The organism is Protofrankia sp. Cj5 (assembly GCF_917627405.1).
In the GTDB taxonomy this organism is placed as follows: domain Bacteria; phylum Actinomycetota; class Actinomycetes; order Frankiales; family Frankiaceae; genus Protofrankia.
In genome coordinates this window covers 14,051-29,768 of record NZ_CAKJTO010000026.1, presented here as the reverse complement: position 1 = coordinate 29,768, position 15,718 = coordinate 14,051, and the positions used below count along the sequence as shown (strand labels likewise).

General features: G+C 70.0%; 15 protein-coding genes. 3 read left to right on the top strand and 12 right to left on the bottom strand.

Features of this window, described 5'->3' with window-relative positions; all coding sequences use genetic code 11:
* The 3 genes from MJ777_RS08175 to MJ777_RS08165 form a co-directional block, all read left to right on the top strand.
* Positions 1-209 (top strand): hypothetical protein (locus MJ777_RS08175; protein WP_239374752.1); only part of this gene is annotated, 209 nt, incomplete at its 5' end.
* Positions 210-237: 28 nt separating this feature from the next.
* Positions 238-1,143 (top strand): metallophosphoesterase, encoded by a 906-nt coding sequence (locus MJ777_RS08170; RefSeq protein ID WP_239308126.1) that lies wholly within the window; start codon positions 238-240, stop codon positions 1,141-1,143.
* On the top strand, positions 1,136-1,837 hold the full coding sequence (locus MJ777_RS08165; RefSeq protein WP_239374749.1) for a 4'-phosphopantetheinyl transferase: 702 nt from the start codon (positions 1,136-1,138) through the stop codon (positions 1,835-1,837). Before MJ777_RS08170 ends, MJ777_RS08165 begins: the two co-directional genes overlap by 8 nt.
* On the opposite strand, the gene MJ777_RS08160 is transcribed toward MJ777_RS08165, so the two are convergent.
* From MJ777_RS08160 to MJ777_RS08105, 12 genes are all read right to left on the bottom strand, one after another.
* Complete coding sequence (locus MJ777_RS08160; RefSeq protein ID WP_239374747.1) at positions 1,818-3,230, bottom strand: FAD-dependent oxidoreductase; 1,413 nt, start codon at positions 3,228-3,230, stop codon at positions 1,818-1,820. The genes MJ777_RS08165 and MJ777_RS08160 overlap by 20 nt on opposite strands.
* A 107-nt stretch (positions 3,231-3,337) precedes the next feature.
* Positions 3,338-5,752 carry an FAD-dependent monooxygenase gene (locus tag MJ777_RS08155; protein ID WP_239374745.1) on the bottom strand — a complete coding sequence of 805 codons (2,415 nt, stop codon included), beginning with the start codon at positions 5,750-5,752 and terminating at the stop codon, positions 3,338-3,340.
* Positions 5,752-7,080, bottom strand: a complete 1,329-nt coding sequence (locus MJ777_RS08150; protein ID WP_239374743.1) for a beta-ketoacyl synthase N-terminal-like domain-containing protein — start codon at positions 7,078-7,080, stop codon at positions 5,752-5,754. Before MJ777_RS08150 ends, MJ777_RS08155 begins: the two co-directional genes overlap by 1 nt.
* On the bottom strand, positions 7,077-8,351 hold the full coding sequence (locus MJ777_RS08145; RefSeq protein WP_239374740.1) for a beta-ketoacyl synthase: 1,275 nt from the start codon (positions 8,349-8,351) through the stop codon (positions 7,077-7,079). Before MJ777_RS08145 ends, MJ777_RS08150 begins: the two co-directional genes overlap by 4 nt.
* Complete coding sequence (locus MJ777_RS08140) at positions 8,351-8,821, bottom strand: cupin domain-containing protein (RefSeq protein ID WP_239374721.1); 471 nt, start codon at positions 8,819-8,821, stop codon at positions 8,351-8,353. Before MJ777_RS08140 ends, MJ777_RS08145 begins: the two co-directional genes overlap by 1 nt.
* Positions 8,822-8,844: 23 nt before the next feature.
* Positions 8,845-9,351, bottom strand: a complete 507-nt coding sequence (locus MJ777_RS08135) for an SRPBCC family protein (protein ID WP_239374718.1) — start codon at positions 9,349-9,351, stop codon at positions 8,845-8,847.
* 2 nt (positions 9,352-9,353) lie between these two features.
* Positions 9,354-9,626 (bottom strand): acyl carrier protein, encoded by a 273-nt coding sequence (locus MJ777_RS08130; RefSeq protein WP_239308119.1) that lies wholly within the window; start codon positions 9,624-9,626, stop codon positions 9,354-9,356.
* 196 nt (positions 9,627-9,822) lie between these two features.
* A complete protein-coding gene (locus MJ777_RS08125; protein ID WP_239308129.1) occupies positions 9,823-11,172 on the bottom strand; it encodes an acetyl/propionyl/methylcrotonyl-CoA carboxylase subunit alpha in 1,350 nt (449 codons plus the stop codon).
* Positions 11,173-11,259: 87 nt separating this feature from the next.
* Complete coding sequence (locus MJ777_RS08120; RefSeq protein WP_239308118.1) at positions 11,260-11,769, bottom strand: biotin/lipoyl-containing protein; 510 nt, start codon at positions 11,767-11,769, stop codon at positions 11,260-11,262.
* Complete coding sequence (accA, locus tag MJ777_RS08115; RefSeq protein WP_239308117.1) at positions 11,766-13,541, bottom strand: acetyl-CoA carboxylase carboxyltransferase subunit alpha/beta; 1,776 nt, start codon at positions 13,539-13,541, stop codon at positions 11,766-11,768. The genes MJ777_RS08120 and accA overlap by 4 nt, the downstream gene beginning before the upstream one ends.
* Positions 13,538-13,876, bottom strand: a complete 339-nt coding sequence (locus MJ777_RS08110) for a TcmI family type II polyketide cyclase (RefSeq protein WP_239308116.1) — start codon at positions 13,874-13,876, stop codon at positions 13,538-13,540. Before MJ777_RS08110 ends, accA begins: the two co-directional genes overlap by 4 nt.
* Positions 13,877-14,107: 231 nt before the next feature.
* Positions 14,108-15,697 (bottom strand): class I adenylate-forming enzyme family protein, encoded by a 1,590-nt coding sequence (locus MJ777_RS08105; RefSeq protein WP_239374715.1) that lies wholly within the window; start codon positions 15,695-15,697, stop codon positions 14,108-14,110.
* Positions 15,698-15,718: the final 21 nt, after the last annotated feature.

Sequence of the window (15,718 nt, the reverse complement as noted above, 5' to 3'; positions counted from 1 at the left end):
ACGGCTCACTGATCGAAAGCCCGATCTCAAACACGCTCTCAGAGCGTCGGGGTCTTCGTGTAGAAAGCAGCCGCCGCTTTCTCGAAGGCAAGGATGTACTGCCGCATGTGTCGCTCGCTGTAGACCGGGTGGGTGTGGAGCGGGAGCGTCCGTCCCTCGCTTCCCCGTGGCCACGCGGACCAGCCGGCCCGGTGGCGGTCAACGCCTGAACGGCGCTAAAACAGTAAAGTCGGACCGGTGACCGCATCCCGGGCCGCGGCTGGGAAATTACTGGCCATCAGTGATTTACATGTCGCCTATACCGAGAACCGCCAGATCGTCGAGGAGCTCCGGCCGGAGTCGGCCGCGGACTGGTTGATCGTCGCTGGTGACATCGGTGAGGTCGCCGCGGACATCGAGTGGGCGCTGACGCTGCTGAGCAGCCGGTTCACCACAGTGATCTGGGTTCCCGGTAACCACGAGCTGTGGACGCCGCGAAAAGACCCGGTGCGGTTGACCGGCGAACGGCGTTACCAGTACCTGGTGGAGATGTGCCGCGGCCTTGGTGTGCTGACCCCGGAGGACCCCTACCCCGTCTGGACAGGCGCCGGCGGCCCCGTGACCGTCGCACCGCTGTTCCTGCTCTACGACTACACGTTTCGCCCGGCGGGCACCCGCACCAAGCAGGAAGGGCTCGCCGTGGCCCGCGAGTCCGGCGTGATGTGCTCGGACGAGTTCCTGCTCGATCCCGACCCATACCCGGGCGTGGACGCATGGTCACGGTTTCGGGTCGCGCACACCCGCGACCGGCTCGCCGCCCGCGAGCGGAGCCTGCCGACCGTGCTGGTGAACCACTTCCCGCTGGTACGCGGCCCGACAGATGTGCTGCGCTACCCCGAGTTCGCGCAGTGGTGCGGCACCGAGAGCACCGCCGACTGGCACCTGCGCTTCCGGGCCACAGCCGTCGTCTACGGCCATCTTCATATCCCGCGGACAACCTGGTATGACGGCGTCCGGTTCGAGGAGGTTTCGGTCGGTTACCCGCGGGAATGGAGCCGGTGGAACATGCCGCGCAATGTCCCGCGCCAGATTCTGCCGGCGCCGGACCAGTACGCCTCGGCCTGGAGCGTCCCGAAGCGGCATGCATCGGATCCGCATGCGTGAGACCGCCCTGCTTGAGAGACTGCTGCCCGCCAGCGTGGTCGCGGTCGAGGCCTTCACCGACGACCCGCACGCCGTGCTGTTCGCCGAGGAGGAGGCGACCCTCGCGCGGTCCGTGGACAAACGGCGCCGGGAGTTCACCACCGCCCGGGTATGCGCCCACCGTGCGCTCGCCAGGCTCGGCCTGCCGCCGGCACCGATCCTGCCCGGTCCCCGGCGCGAGCCGCGATGGCCCGCCGGAGTCGTCGGCAGTATCACGCACTGTGCCGGATACCGGGCGGCCGCCGTGTCCCGGTCCGCCGATATCATCACGATCGGTATCGATGCCGAACCCAACGAGGGTGTGCCGCCGGGCGTCCTCGACCAGGTCGCGCTGGCCGAGGAGCGTTCCTGGCTCGACCAGCGAACATCACGTCACCCCGAGGTGTGCTGGGACCGGCTGCTGTTCAGCGCCAAGGAGTCGGTGTACAAAGCATGGTTCCCACTGGCCAGACGCTGGCTTGGCTTTGACGACGCGCTCATCACCGCCGAACCCACCGGTACCTTCCACGCTCGGCTGCTGGTGGCCGGCCCGATCCTCGCCGGTCATGAACTGACCGAGTTCGCGGGCCGCTGGCTGGCCCGCAACGGACTGATCATCACCGCGATCGCCCTGCCCGCGGGCGGCCCGCCCCCGGTCACATGGCCGGCGCCCTGACCGCGCGAACGACCTCGACGATCTCCTGCCTGGTCGGCAGACCGGCCGGCCGCCGCGGGCGCCAGCCCGCGGCAAGTAGCTCGGACACCCGCGGTTGCACCGCGTTGAGCTCCTCCGGCGCGGCGGCCAGATGCATGTGGCGGAACACCGCCCGCGCCACCACTGGATCGACGCCGGCCGCGGCAAGCACCATGAGCCGCGGCACGGCGGCCGGGCTCGGGGGGCTCATCGCCGGAATGGCCCCAGCGGTGGCAGCGGCCGGGTCGGTCTCGGCCATAGCTGCCCGCCAGAGCACGGTACGCGACCGGTCCAGCGACCGGGCGTCATCGAACCACGACCACAGTTCACCGTGGACCCAGGCGTCGACCCGGTCACGCCACAGTTCGGGGTCGGCCGGATCCTCGGCGACCGCGCGGGCGAGCGTGAGAGCGTGCGCCACAGCCAGCGAGATACCTCGACCGAAATGCGGGTTGGTGGTGCACACGACGTCGCCGATCGCGTGCAGGCCCAGCGGCCTGGCCGGGCCCGGCGGACGGAACACGTTGCGCAGGCCGTTCATGACCATGACATCCGAGATCGGTTCGGCGAACGCGGGGTCGGTCCAGGCCGCGCCGAGCGGAACCATGCGCGCGGCCGCCTCGAAGGCGGGCACCGCCCGCAGACCCGCCAGTGCCTTGTCCTCAGGCAGGTGCACGAACGTGACGGTGAACGTCCCCGCGTCGTGTGGGAAGACCAGGAACGAGTAGCCGTCGCCCTCCTCGACCCCGATCACCCCGCGGTTGACCGCGGCGAACTGGCATCCTGGCCGCAGCCGGTAGCGGCGTGACCGGTACGTCTCGTTGGCCGGCTCGTCGAAGACCTCTTCAGCGAGCATCTCCGTCGTGAGAGCGCCGCGCCGGCCACCGCAGTCGACCACGAGATCCGCTGGATGCGCGCTGCCGTCACCCAGGCGTACCACGTCGACGCTCCCCCTGTGCGCCTCGACCCGCCGCACGGCCTCAAGCTGGACGCTGATGCCGGGCTCGGCCTCGACCAGCCGGCGCAGCACCCACTCCACCGTGCTGCGCCGGCACAGGAAGGAGGTCAGCCCGTGTGGCAGCGCGGCCTCCAGCGCACCGGCCGCGTGCAGCGCCGCCACCACGTCGGGCAGCCCCGCAAGCAGTTCGGCGCAGCCACGGGCGAGAAAAGCGTGCGGCTGGTGCAGCTGCGCGACCCCGGTCCGTCGCCAGCCGGCGGCCGCACCGACCTGTGCCGGCCGAGCGGCCGCGTCCCGTTCGAAGAGGGTGACCGCATGCCCCTGGCGCGCAAGGGCGAGCGCGCTGGTCATCCCCGCCGCGCCGGCCCCGCACACCGCGACCCGCAGCCGTCGGTGACGGCCTTTCCCACGTTCCATGCCAGCTCCCTCCCCTGTCGCATCTCCCGTTGCCCAGGGCCGGGCTCCAGGCCAACGACGACACGATCATGTTTCTTGCGCCCCGTCGACGCCCGGGACACCCGGGATCACTCCCGGGACTGCCGGCCATCGCCGAACACGGCACGCAGATGGTCCTCGAGGGCGCCGGCAAGGACCGGCCTGGTCCGGAAGCCCACGTGCCCGTCCGGACGGATCAGGTAAGCACATGGTCCGGCGGCGGCGTAGGCGGCGCGCCACTGTCGGCCGGTGTCGTACACGACGGGCAGGCCCACCGCTGGCGGCCGTGGGGCGTCGGGGTCCCGGACCAGGTAGATGGTGACCAGCTCGGGAAACCGGTGCTGGATCGCGCCAGCCGTCTTCTCGTAGCCGCGCAGGTCCTCCTCGGTCGTACTGGCGTCGGTATAGATCAGCAGGGTGTGCGAGATCCCGTGGGTCAGTTCGAACAGGCGCATGGGGTGCCCGACACCGCGGCGGGTCAGGCCGTGTACGTCGGGCGCGCGATCCCCGGCGGCCGGTCCCCGGTCGGGCGCATCCCAGCCGAGCGCCTCGCCGACCCCGGGGGTGCCCCGATAGGTCAGGGTCAGCTGCATCTCGTCGAGGAACTGTGCCTTTTCGTCGGCGTTGTCCATCTCGTCGGTGAACGCCACCCGGACGGCGCGGTCCATGACCGCCTGTCCGGCCGGGCGGCGCTCGGCCTCGTAGCTGTCGAGCAGCCCGGCCCCGGCGCGCCCGTTCACCGCGAGCGCGAGCTTCCAGCCGAGGTTGTAGGCGTCCTGGATCCCGGTGTTCATGCCCTGGCCGCCCGCGGGCGGGTGCAGATGCGCGGCGTCGCCCGCGACGAAGGCCCGGCCGACCCGGTACCGGTCGACGATCCCGTGGCTGATCCGGAAGATCGACGACCAGCGGAGGTTGCGGCCGGTGGTGCCGGCCGGGGCGAGCCGGTCGAGCGCGACCTGGAAATCGGCCAGTGTCGGCGGTTCGTACTCCTTGGTGAAGCCGGGCGGCACCTCGGTGCGGGCCGCCTCCGCCATGACGCGCGGCGGCGCCATGGTCGCCATCCGGTAGCGGCCCGTGCCCCGCAGCGGCACGCACACCAGCATCCCGTCGAGCTCACCGTCGGTCATGTGCATGAAACGCAGCAGGTACCCCTCGGGCATCGCCCAGTCGACGTCGAGGTCGGCGAGCATAAACAGCTGCGGGAACCGCCCGGCCCCGGCGTTGAAGGACAGCCCCAGCTCCCGGCGGACGACGCTGTGCGCGCCGTCGCAACCGACGATGTACTTGGCATGCACCGTTTCCCGCGCTCCGTCGGCGGTGGACAGGTGAGCGACCACGTTCGCGCTGTCCTGGGTGACGGTGTGTAGTTCCAGGCCCCGCTCAATCGAACCGCCCAAGGTACTCAGGCGGTCGACGAGGAGCCGTTCCGTCTCGTACTGGGGCAGTCCGAGGTGGGCGTATGGCAGCTCCGGATGATTCCATTCGACCCGGTGCGTCTGGCGTCCGTTCACGATGACGATCTGGCCGTTGAACCAGATGCCGGTATCGATGGCCGCGCGGGCGAGGCCCATGTCCTCCCAGATCTCCATGGTCCGGCAGTGCACCCCGATGGCCTTGTCCGCCCGGCCCGGCGGCTTGGCGTTGCTGTCCACCAGCCGGCACGCGACCCCGCGGCGGGCCAGCTCGATGGCCAGGGTCAGCCCGGTCGGTCCCGCGCCGACCACCAGCACGTCGGTTGTCGCGCGCGGCTCCCGCCGCCTGCCCGGCGCCGTCGGCGCGGCCGCGTTACCGGCCGCGTTACCGGCGCCGATAACGGTGAGCGGAGAGGCGGCCGTGGCCGGATCCGGTGCCGGGCCCGCTGCCGGCTCCGGTGGCCGGGCCGCGATCGTGAAGACACGGCGGGAGAACCCGCGGTTGAGGTAGGGAAGGAGCTCCCTGGTCCGATCGGTATGACGCGGATCCTGTACCCAGTCGAGGAACGCGGCCTTCGACGTCCATTCGGCGAGCAGGTGGTATGTGGGCGTTCCGGGCTCGTGCAGAAGCTCTTCCCGGAGGTGGCCGGGAACACCGCGCATCGCCGCCGCCACGTCGAGGAAGGCCTGTTCGAAGACTGCCTCCTCACCCGCGGGCACGGTTGTGGTGACCAGCACACGCACCGCCGGTTCCCGGCCGGCCAGGGTCTGCAGGATCTGGTAGGTATGGCGGTCCGCATCATCGCGCAGGTCCCGCAGGGCCGTGGTGAGATGGTCCCGGCGCGGGCTGCGCCCGAAGGCGTCAAGCGCCGCCCGGCTCTCCCAATCCGCGACGATCACATATTCACGAGGAAGATCCGGGTCACGCATGAGGTCCTGGCGGATGTTACCGGGCACCGTGCTGATGACCTCGGCCGCCTTCCGCCAGGCGTTTTCGAACTCGTGTTCACGGCCGGCAGTGGCGCGCATCCGCAGCAGCGTCCGTACCGTGTCGCTCCCGGCGCCGCCGCCGGCCGTCTCGGGGCTGGTCATCACTGGTTGTCCCCTTTCTTTTCCGGCTGGGGCCGCGGGCGTGTGCCAGCGGCCGGGACCGCGTTCAGGTCGATCTCCGGGCACCGGCGCAGCACGAGGGAGGTGTTGAATCCGTCCAGTCCACGGGCGTTGACCATCGCGGTGAACACCGGTGTGGGGGTCACCTCGGACACGAAGTGGAGCCGGCATCCCCGCGCCGGCCGGCGGGTACCCGCGGTGGGCGGAAGAAGATCGTGACGCATGGCCAGCAGCGCGGTCGCCGCGTCCAGCGCGGCCCCACCCTGGTAAAGCCGTCCGACCAGAGGTTTCTGCGTGGTGACGGCTGGTGACGCCGAGCCGTATGCCGCCCGCATGGCGGCGCATTCGTCCCGGTCCGCGGCGGGCAGGCCAAGCGCGTCGGGGAAGACGACGTCAACCTCACCCGGACGTACGCCGGCCCGCCGCAATGCCATGGTCATGGCACGCGCGTACTGCTCCACGTCCCCCTCGGCTCCCCGCCGCCAGGGCCGCCAGGGCCGCCCGTCGAACGTGGCGGCGGCACCGGCGATCTCCCCGTAGATGACGGGCGCGCCGCGGGCCAGTGCGTGGCCGAGGTCCTCGACGACGAGCACCGCGCCCCCCTCCCCGGGCACGTAACCATCCGCGTCCACGTCGAACGGGCAGTACGCCCGCGCCGGGTCGGTCCGGGCGGTCATCGCGTGGTTGTGCTGCTGGCAGGTGAGCGCATACGGGGACAGCGGGGCCTCGGTCCCGCCCGCGAGCACCACCGGGGTGCCGCGGCGGACCAGCCGCGCGGCATGGGCGAGGCTGTCCAGACCGCCGGCGCTCTCGGCAACCAGCACCGCCGACGGCCCCTTCATGCCATACATGATCGACAACTGGCCAACCGTGGCCGCGTAGAACCAGGCGATCGACTGGTAGGCGCCGACCGTGCGCGACGGTGAGCTCCACAGCCGCTGGAGCTCACGCTGGCCAAAGACATTCCCGCCGGAACCGCTCGCGAGTGCCACCGACATCTCGTACGGATCGAGGGCCGCCGGATCGATCTCGGCGTCGGCGAGCGCCTGGCCCGCCGCGCAGAACGCCAGCTGGGTCCACCGGTCGGTCTGCACCACGAACCGGCTGGGCATGTGGTCAGCGGCCTGGAAGCCGTCGATCTCCCCGGCAAGGGTGGTTGCGTACCGGGACGGGTCGAACTGGGAGATCCGTTCAATCCGGCTCTCGCCGGACAGCGCCGTCTTCCAGTAGGTGTCCGCGCCGACGCCGCTCGCGCAGACGATCCCGATGCCGGTCACGACCGCGCGCGGCGCGGCCGCCTGGCGCGTCATCGCCTAGCCTCCCGCGGCCGGGCGAAGACCATGGCCGACTGGAATCCACCGAAACCGCTGCCGACCGACAGCGCCACGTCGACCTGTTGCTCCCGCGCTGTGTTCGGCGTGTAGTCGAGATCGCATTCGGGATCGCGGTTCGCCCAGTTCGCCGTGGGCGGCACCACCCCGTGCTCGATCGCCAGCGCGCAGGCGGCCATCTCGATGGCGCCGATCGCGCCGAGCGAATGGCCAACCATGGACTTGATCGAACTGATCGGTATCCGGTAGGCGTGCTCGCCGAGGGCGCGTTTGAAGGCGGCTGTCTCGTGGCGGTCGTTCTGCTTGGTGCCCGAACCATGAGCGTTGATGTAGGAGACATCCGTCGGCGCCAGCCGTCCCTGGGCCAGCGCGTCACCGATGGCGACCGCCATCTCCGCGCCGTCAGGCCGCAGGCCGGTCATGTGGAAGGCGTTTCCCCGGGTGGCGAACCCGGCGACCTCACAGTAGACGCGGGCTCCCCGGCGCAGCGCGTGTCCCATCTCCTCCAGGACGAGGACGGCGGCGCCCTCGCCCAGGATGAAGCCCTGCCTGTCCCGGTCGAAGGGCCGGGAGGCATGCGCGGGGTCGGAGTCGTCCGGCGACGTCGCTTTGATCGCGTCGAACGACGCCAGCGTGACCGGCGAGATCGGGGAATCCGAAGCGCCGACAATCATGACATCCACCTCCGCGTCCATGACGAGCTGGTAGCCGTAACCGATGGCGTCGATCCCGGAGGTGCAGCCGGTCGAGACGACCTGCGCGGGGCCGTGTGTCTGGAACCAGGCCGCCACGTCGGCCGCGAGACTGCTCGGCAGCAGAGCCTGATACAGGAACGGAGCGGCATGGTCGGGATCGACCAGCCATTCCCGGCCGCTGTCGCTGGCCACGACGTACTCGGTTTCCAACGCCGTGGTACCGCCGACCGCCGTACCCATCGCGACGCCGGCCGCGTTCGCGGTGTCCTCGTCGAAGACGATCCCGCTGTCGGCGACCGCCTCCGCCGCGGCGGCGAGGGCGAACTGGATGTACCGGTCGGATCGCCGCGTATGCCGGGCGGACAGGCCGGCCGCCACCGGATCAAAATCGCACTCGGCCGCGACCCGGGAGCGGAACGGCGACGGGTCGAAGAAGGTGATGCGGCGGGTGGCGGTACGCCCTTCGGTGACCGTCGACCAGAATGCCGGCCGGGTCACCCCGCCCGGTGCCACCACACCCACCCCGGTCACGGCCACGCGCCGGGAGGCGACCATCACAAAGCCACCGGGTCTGTTACCGGGCTGCCGGTAGCGGGGCTCTCGGTAGCGGGGCTCTCGGTAGCGGGGTTCTCGGCGGCCGGGCTCTCGGTGTCCACGTGCCCGAGTTCGGGGCGGGGGGCGAGCGGACCGAGGTGAAAGACCACCGAGGCCTGTTCGGTCCCGGTGTTGCGCAGCCGGTGCCGCATCCCGACCGGGATGTAGAGCCCCTCGCCGGACGCGATGACCACGGGCTCGTCATCGCAGTCCACGGTAATCGCACCATGCGTGACGCACAGGAATTCCTCACTGTATGGATGGTAATGTTCGGTGATCCTCTCACCGGGCAACAAAGTGGCCACGCCCATGAAGCCGGACGTGCTGCCGACGGTCCGCGGGCCGAGCAGCACGCGCAGCTCTCCGCCGCGGCGCCGGTCCGCCGGCACGTCACGAGCGGCAACATGCCCACAGTGGGATGTGACGGCCATGCCTCTCGATCCCTTCTCGCTCGTCATGCGCGGATGTCGCGGGCCGTGCCGGCCACGCCAGCCCCGGCCACGTCGGCCCCACCGGCCGCCAGCTGTTCGACCTTGTCCCGGATGACCTCCAGCTGGATCAGCGAATTGATGTTGATTCGGGCGGTCATCGCCTCGTCGTCAACCGGAGCGTCCGGGCGCATGGCGAAGTCCTGTACCCACAGCATCCGCACACCGCCGTCGGCCTCCTCATACGTCCAGTAGATGTTCATGTACCGGAAGGGGCCCGGCTCGACGCGGTGCGCGCGCACCTCCCGACGGCCGCGGTCGGCCGTCCGTTCGCTCACCCATGACCAGACCCGCCCGTCCGTGTCCGGATGCATGGTCAGCCGGAAACGCACCGTGTTTCCCCGCCGCTCCAGAATCTCGGCCGAGGCATACTCCGTAAAGAGGCCAGGCCATTTCTCGACATCGTTGGTGGCGCTCCAGACAACATCGAATGGCGCGGCTATGAACACTGAGTTCTGGGTATGTCCAGACATTTTCAGGAGACCTCCTCAAAGCATTCGTTGACAACGGCGGCGATTTCTCCGAGCGTCATGGTGATGGCCTCGTCGGGAATCTCTACCCCAAACCTCTCAACGATCACAGCCTGTAGTTCGAGTACAGCCAAGGAGTCGATCTCAAGATTCTGAAGAGAGCTGTCTGGATTCCCGGAGAAAATAGCCGGATCCATACCGGCCTTCGTGACGAGAATCTCCGCTATCTGTGCGGGTGTCACGACTACCCGAGTATTTCCGGTGGTTTCCGCGCTCATCATCGTATCCTTTTCAGTAAGAGGCTCCGACAACAGGGCTGTCCGGCTCGCGATCCATCCACCCGGACGCCGCGCCCTGATCGAACGCCCTACCGCCGGAGCCCCTCGAAGCGCCCGGCAACAGGGGTGTGGATCAAGGAGCGGGGCTGGGCGCGTGCATCGCGAGGCGGCGCGGGCAGTCACCCTCAGCCACGCCCTAGTCCGTGACCATGCGGTCGACCAGGCCGGTCGAGTACAGCCCCTTCCGGAACTCGGTGTCGGTCAGCACCCGTTTGATGAAGGGGATGGTGGTGGCCACGCCGGGGCCGGCGACGTCGAACTCACCCAGGGCGCGTTCGGCCCGGCTCAGCGCCTCGGCCCGGCTGGGCGCCCAGACCGACACCTTGGCCAGCAACGAGTCGTAGTGCGGGCTGACCCGATAGCCGGGGAAACCGTGGGTATCGACCCGGACGAACGGGCCGGCCGGCGGGGTGAACCGCTCGAGCAGCCCCGGAGCGGGCGCGAACCCGCGGTCGGGGTCCTCGGTGTTGACCCGGCACTCGACCGCCACGCCGCGCGGGGCGACGTCATCCTGGCGCAGCCGCAGCGGCGTGCCGCTCGCCACGTACAGCTGCTCGTGGACAAGATCACAGCCCGTCACCATCTCGGTCACCGGGTGCTCGACCTGGATACGGCTGTTGATCTCTATGAAGTAGTGGTTCTGGTCCTCGTCGACCAGGAACTCGACCGTGCCAAGACCGGTGAAACCGACCGAGAGCGCCCCGCGCACGGCGTCCTGGCACATCTCGGCCACCCGATCGGGATCGAGTTCGGGTGCCGGCGCCTCCTCGACCAGCTTCTGGTGACGACGCTGGACCGAGCAGTCACGGGTGCCGAGGTGGATGCCCCCACCGTGCGCGTCGCAGAGTATCTGCACTTCGACGTGGCGTGCCCGTTCCAGGAAGCGTTCGACGTAGATCCGGTCGTCGCCGAACACGGCCCGCGCCGCGGCGCGTGTCCGGGTGTAGGCCCGAGCCAGCTCCGCGGCCGACCAGACAACGGTCATGCCGCGGCCACCACCGCCGGCAACGGCCTTGATAATGACGGGATAACCGATGGCGTCGGCGATGTCGCGGACGTCCGCCGCGCTGCGGGCGACATCCGTGCTGCCGGTGAGCAGGGGCAGCCCAGCCTGGCGCATCAGGCCACGCGCCGCGTTCTTGTCGCCCAGCGACGCCATCACCTCCGGTGGGGAGCCGATGAAGACCAGACCGTTGTCCGCGCAGATCTCGGCGAAATCCGGATCCTCAGACAGGAACCCATAGCCAGGATGAATGGCATCTGCCTCCGTCATCCTGGCCGCTTCCACGATGGCCGCGACATTGCAGTAGCTGCGCCGTGGCGGCGGTGGCCCGATACACACCGCCTGATCGGCGTACCGCCGGACGACAGAATCGGCGTCCGCGGTCGAGTAGACGGCGACTGTCCGGACGCCGAGCTCGCGGCATGCCCGGGCGACCCGCAACGCGATCTCGCCTCGGTTCGCGATGAGAATTTTCTGGAACAACTCCATTACCCCCGCGGGAAAAGGGAAAGGCGCCCCCGGCGCCGCCGAGCGAGACGGTGCTGCCATGGTGCCGCGCCCGTCGGTCCGTCACTGGCGCGGCGTGATCTCAACGAGCACCTGGCTGAATTCGACCGATTCCCCGTTCTCAACGCAGATCCTGGTCACTGTTCCGCCGGTATCCGCGGTCACCGGGTTCAGCAGTTTCATTGCCTCGACGATGCCGATGGTCGCGCCAGCCTCGATGACCTTCCCCACGGTGATATAGGGCTCGGCCCCCGGCTCGGGGGCGTGATAGAAGGTCCCGACAATCGGCGCGGAGACGGCGACCACATGCCCGGCCCCGGCGTCCGCGAGTTCGCCGGGGCCGGCGGGGCCGGTGGGGCCGAGCACCGAGACGAGTGTGGCGGCCGGTTCCAGCTGGGCCGGCACAGCTGCCGTGAGGGCGGCCCGCGACCATTCGACCTCGATGGCCACATCGCCAGAGCAGACCCGGATACGGCCAAGGCCTGCCGGCAGTTCATCGGCCAGCCGCCTGGCATGCTCGTGCAGACAGCCCAGAACGTGCTGGCGCTGATCGGTCGTGCTACCCGTTCTCATGCGGCCGTCTCCTTTTCCCGTGGCGCGGGCAGGGGCAGCGGCGCCGGGACCGAGGCTGGGACCGCCACCGCCGCTTGGCCGAACCGGCGGAACCGCGCGCGCCGAGCGTTGACGAGTTCGGCCCTCGGTACCGGCATCAGCGGCCGCAGTGTTTCTCCCACCGCGGCCCGGAGCAGGTCCGCGGCGCCGGCATGATCCGCCTGCGCTCCCCCGAGCGGCTCCGGCACCACCCCGTCGACGATGCCCAGGCGCAACAACGACGGGGCGGTCAGGCCGAGCGCACGCGCCGCCTGAGCCGCCGCCTGGGCGTCGTTCCACAGGATCGCCGAGCAGGCCTCCGGGCTGATGACGGAAAAGACACCGTTCTCCGCCACCAGAACACGGTCCGCGACAGCCAGCGCGAGTGCGCCGCCGCTACCGCCCTCACCAGTGATCACAGCGATGATCGGGGTCGCGAGCGCCGACATCCACTGGATGGCGTGCGCGATCGCGGACGCCTGGCCTCTTTCCTCGGCCTCGCGGCCGGGGTAGGCGCCAGGGGTATCGATCAAGGTCACCACGGGCAGGCCGAGGCGGGCCGCCAGCGACATCACGCGCATGGCCTTGCGGTAGCCCTCGGGCTGCGGCATGCCGAAGTTGTGCGCGATGAGGTCCGCGGTCGAGTGTCCCTTCGCTGTCCCGATGACCGCCACGGCGAGTCCGTCGATCTCCGCAAGGCCCGCGACCACCGCGCGGCAGTCGCCGTACAGGCGGTCTCCGTGCAGCTCGACGAACGAGTCGAAGGAACGGGCGAGATAGTCCCGCACGGTCGGGCGGTCGATGTCGCGGGCGAGCCGTACCGTCTCCCACGGATCCCGCTGGACCAGCCGCTCCGGGTCGGTGATGACCACGCCCGCTGGCCCGCTCGCTGGCCCGCTCGCTGCTCCCCCGGCGGACGGGCCAGCGGGCGGGCCGGCAGCCCCCCGCGCGCGATGCCCGGCAGCGAGCAGCCGGCTCAGGCATGTCCGCAGGTCCGCCCGGTCGGCGACGATGTCGACCTGCCCCTTGCTGGCGAGAAACCCGCTGCTCTGGAACTCGGCGGGAAGCTCCTGCCCGATGGTCTGGCGGATGACGCGGGGGCCGGCGAAACCCATCCGGCTCCCGGACTCAGCGACGATCACGTCCGTGTTCGTCGCAAACGATGCCGCCACCCCACCGTAGGTGGGGTCGGTCACCAGGCTGATGGACAGCAGGCCCCGTTCCCGGTGCCGCTGGACGGCAATGCCGGTCTTCGCCATCTGCATCAGCGACAGGCACCCCTCCTGCATCCGAGCGCCGCCGGAGGTCGCCACGATGAGCAGCGCGAGCGCCTCGTCCGCGGCATGTTCGATCGCGAGGGTAATCATTTCCCCGACCGCCGAACCGAGGCTGCCGCCCAGAAAACGGAAATCCATGACGGCCGCGACGAGCGGGTAGCCGCCGATTTCTGCCCTACCGCACAGCACCGCTTCGGGCAGTGCCGTCTCCTGGCGTGCGGCCTCCCAGCGCCGGCGGTAGGGCCGGGTATCGGTGAAGTCCAGGATGTCAAAGGGAACGGGTTCGACCAGCAAGGGCGTGAAACTGCCCGTGTCGAAAAGCTGATCGGCCCGTTGCGGCGCTGTGAGCCGGTCGTGGTGACCGCATTCGGGACACACGAGCAGGTTGCGGGCCAGCCGCCGGCCGTAGACGAGCGCCGCGCAGGATCCGCAACGGGTCCAGGCGGCGGCCGTCGCCGTGGCGGTGGCGCTCTTCACGCGGCCTCCCCCCGGGGTGTGCTCTCAAAGGTGTAAAAGCAGTGGGCCATCGCGTCCGCGGGCGAACGCCATGTCTTCAGATACGGCCGAATATGTTGCGTCAGGCGGTCGCTGACACGCTTGAACTCCTCGTGGCCACGTGCGTTCTCAACCGTCCGGCGACCGTCGTCGACGGTTTCCAGAAGATGTATGTAGAGATCTCCGAGGGAGTAAAGGGAACGGTGGACGACACCGGCCGCACGCGGCAGACCGGTGGTGTCTGACTCCGCGAAGATACGCGCGACATCCTGCTGGGAACCGGGTTCGATTTTGGCAACAATCAGCGTTCTGTGCATGTTGCGATCCCCCTCCGCCGAGCTGGCCGGGAAACCCCGGGACCGGGGCCGGCAGGGCCGCTGACCCATTCACGGCAACGTTTCCAGTCCAGACTGACCCACTACCGAGAGTAAGTGTGATCACACAATGCGTCCACCGCTACCGTCCGCGCAGGCCTCGGGCAGAAAGATCCCAGCGATCGTGCCTGGCTGGCCGCGGCGATGGATCGACCACCATCCGTCAGACACGCCCTAGCTCTCGCGCGGTGACTCCTGCGCGATCGTCTCCCGCAGGAGGAACTTGCGCACCTTGCCCGATGCCGTCCGGGGAAGGTCGTCGACGACATGCCAGTCCACCGGCACCTTGAAGTAGGCGAGCCGGGACCGCGCGAACGCGGCCAGCTCGTCGGCGGTGGTGGCGCTGCCGGCAGCGGGCACGACGAACGCGACCGGAACCTCGCCGAGGCGCTCGTCGGGCGCGCCGACCACCGCCGCGTCCACCACCCCGGGGTGGTCCAGCAGCGCTTCCTCGACCTCACGCGGGTAGATGTTCTCCCCGCCGCGGATGATGACGTCCCGGATGCGTCCGTGGATCCGCAGGATCCCGGCCGCGTCCATGGCGCACAGGTCACCGGTGTGCAGCCAGCCCTCGGCGTCGAGCGTCCGGCTGGTGGCCTCGGGATCGTCGTGGTAGCCGCTCATGTTCAACGGCGAGCGGATCCACAGCTCACCGTGCTCGCCCAGGTCCGCGGTGGTCCCCTCGGTGCCCGGCCGGATGATCCGCACCTCGCGCCGCGGTAACGCCCGCCCCAGCGTCTCGGCCTTCACCAGATCACTGTCCGAGGGAAGACAGGCGGTTGCGTTCGGCGCCTCGGACTGGCCGTAGGAGATGACGACGCGGCAGCCGAGCACGGCTTCGGTACGGCGGATCAGTGCCGGTGGCACTGTCGTGCCACCGGTCTGGATGACCTGAAGGCTGCTGATGTCGTACCGGGCGAGGCCGGGGTAGGCCAGCAGGTCGTACAGCATCGTCGGGACGGCACCGAGCGCCGTGACCCGCGCCCGCTCGATCAGCGACAGGGTGCGCGCCGGCTCGAAGCCCGGGGACAGGACCATCGTCCCCGCCGAGGCGAACGTCATCAGCACCCCGGACACCGAACCGCCCACATGGTGCAGCGGCAGCCCGGAACACCACACCAGCGGACCGGCGAAGACGCGCCCAGCGATCCGGCCGGTGTTGAGCACGGCGAAGTGGGACAGCACAGCGCCCTTGGGCCGCCCTGTCGTCCCCGAGGTGTACTGGATGAGGAAGGGCGCCAGCGGGGAGACCGCAGGCAGCGGCCCCGGACGCGGCGGCAGCGCACGCGCCAGCTCCTCAAGCGCCACGACCCGCACCGGCCGGCCGGGCAGCTCGTCGGCGAGGGCCCGCGCACGCTCCCGTAACGGGGAACCTCGGTGCTCAGCGGCCGCGATAATGAGCCGCGCGCCGGACTGGCGCAACTCGTGGCTGACCTCCTCGTCCCGCAGCGAGGTGTTGATCGGTACGAGTACGGTGCCCGCGAGCGCGCCGGCGCACTGCACCACGACCCAGTCGGGGCAGTTGGGCGCCCACAGGGCGACCCGGTCCCCCGGTGCCACCACGCCGAGCAGGCCGGCCGCCACGGCGGCGGCACGATCCACCAGCTCGGCGTAGGTCACGGTGGCAATTCCATGATCATCTTGCCAGCGTAACGCGGGCCGGTCCGGATGCCGGTCGGCGACCTGGCGCAACCAGTCACCGACCGGCATCTCGCACAACGCGACGCCGGTGTCGGCCGGCCAGTGGGCGGTGGTGAGCGTCATGCCCGCCGCCCGACGGCCGGC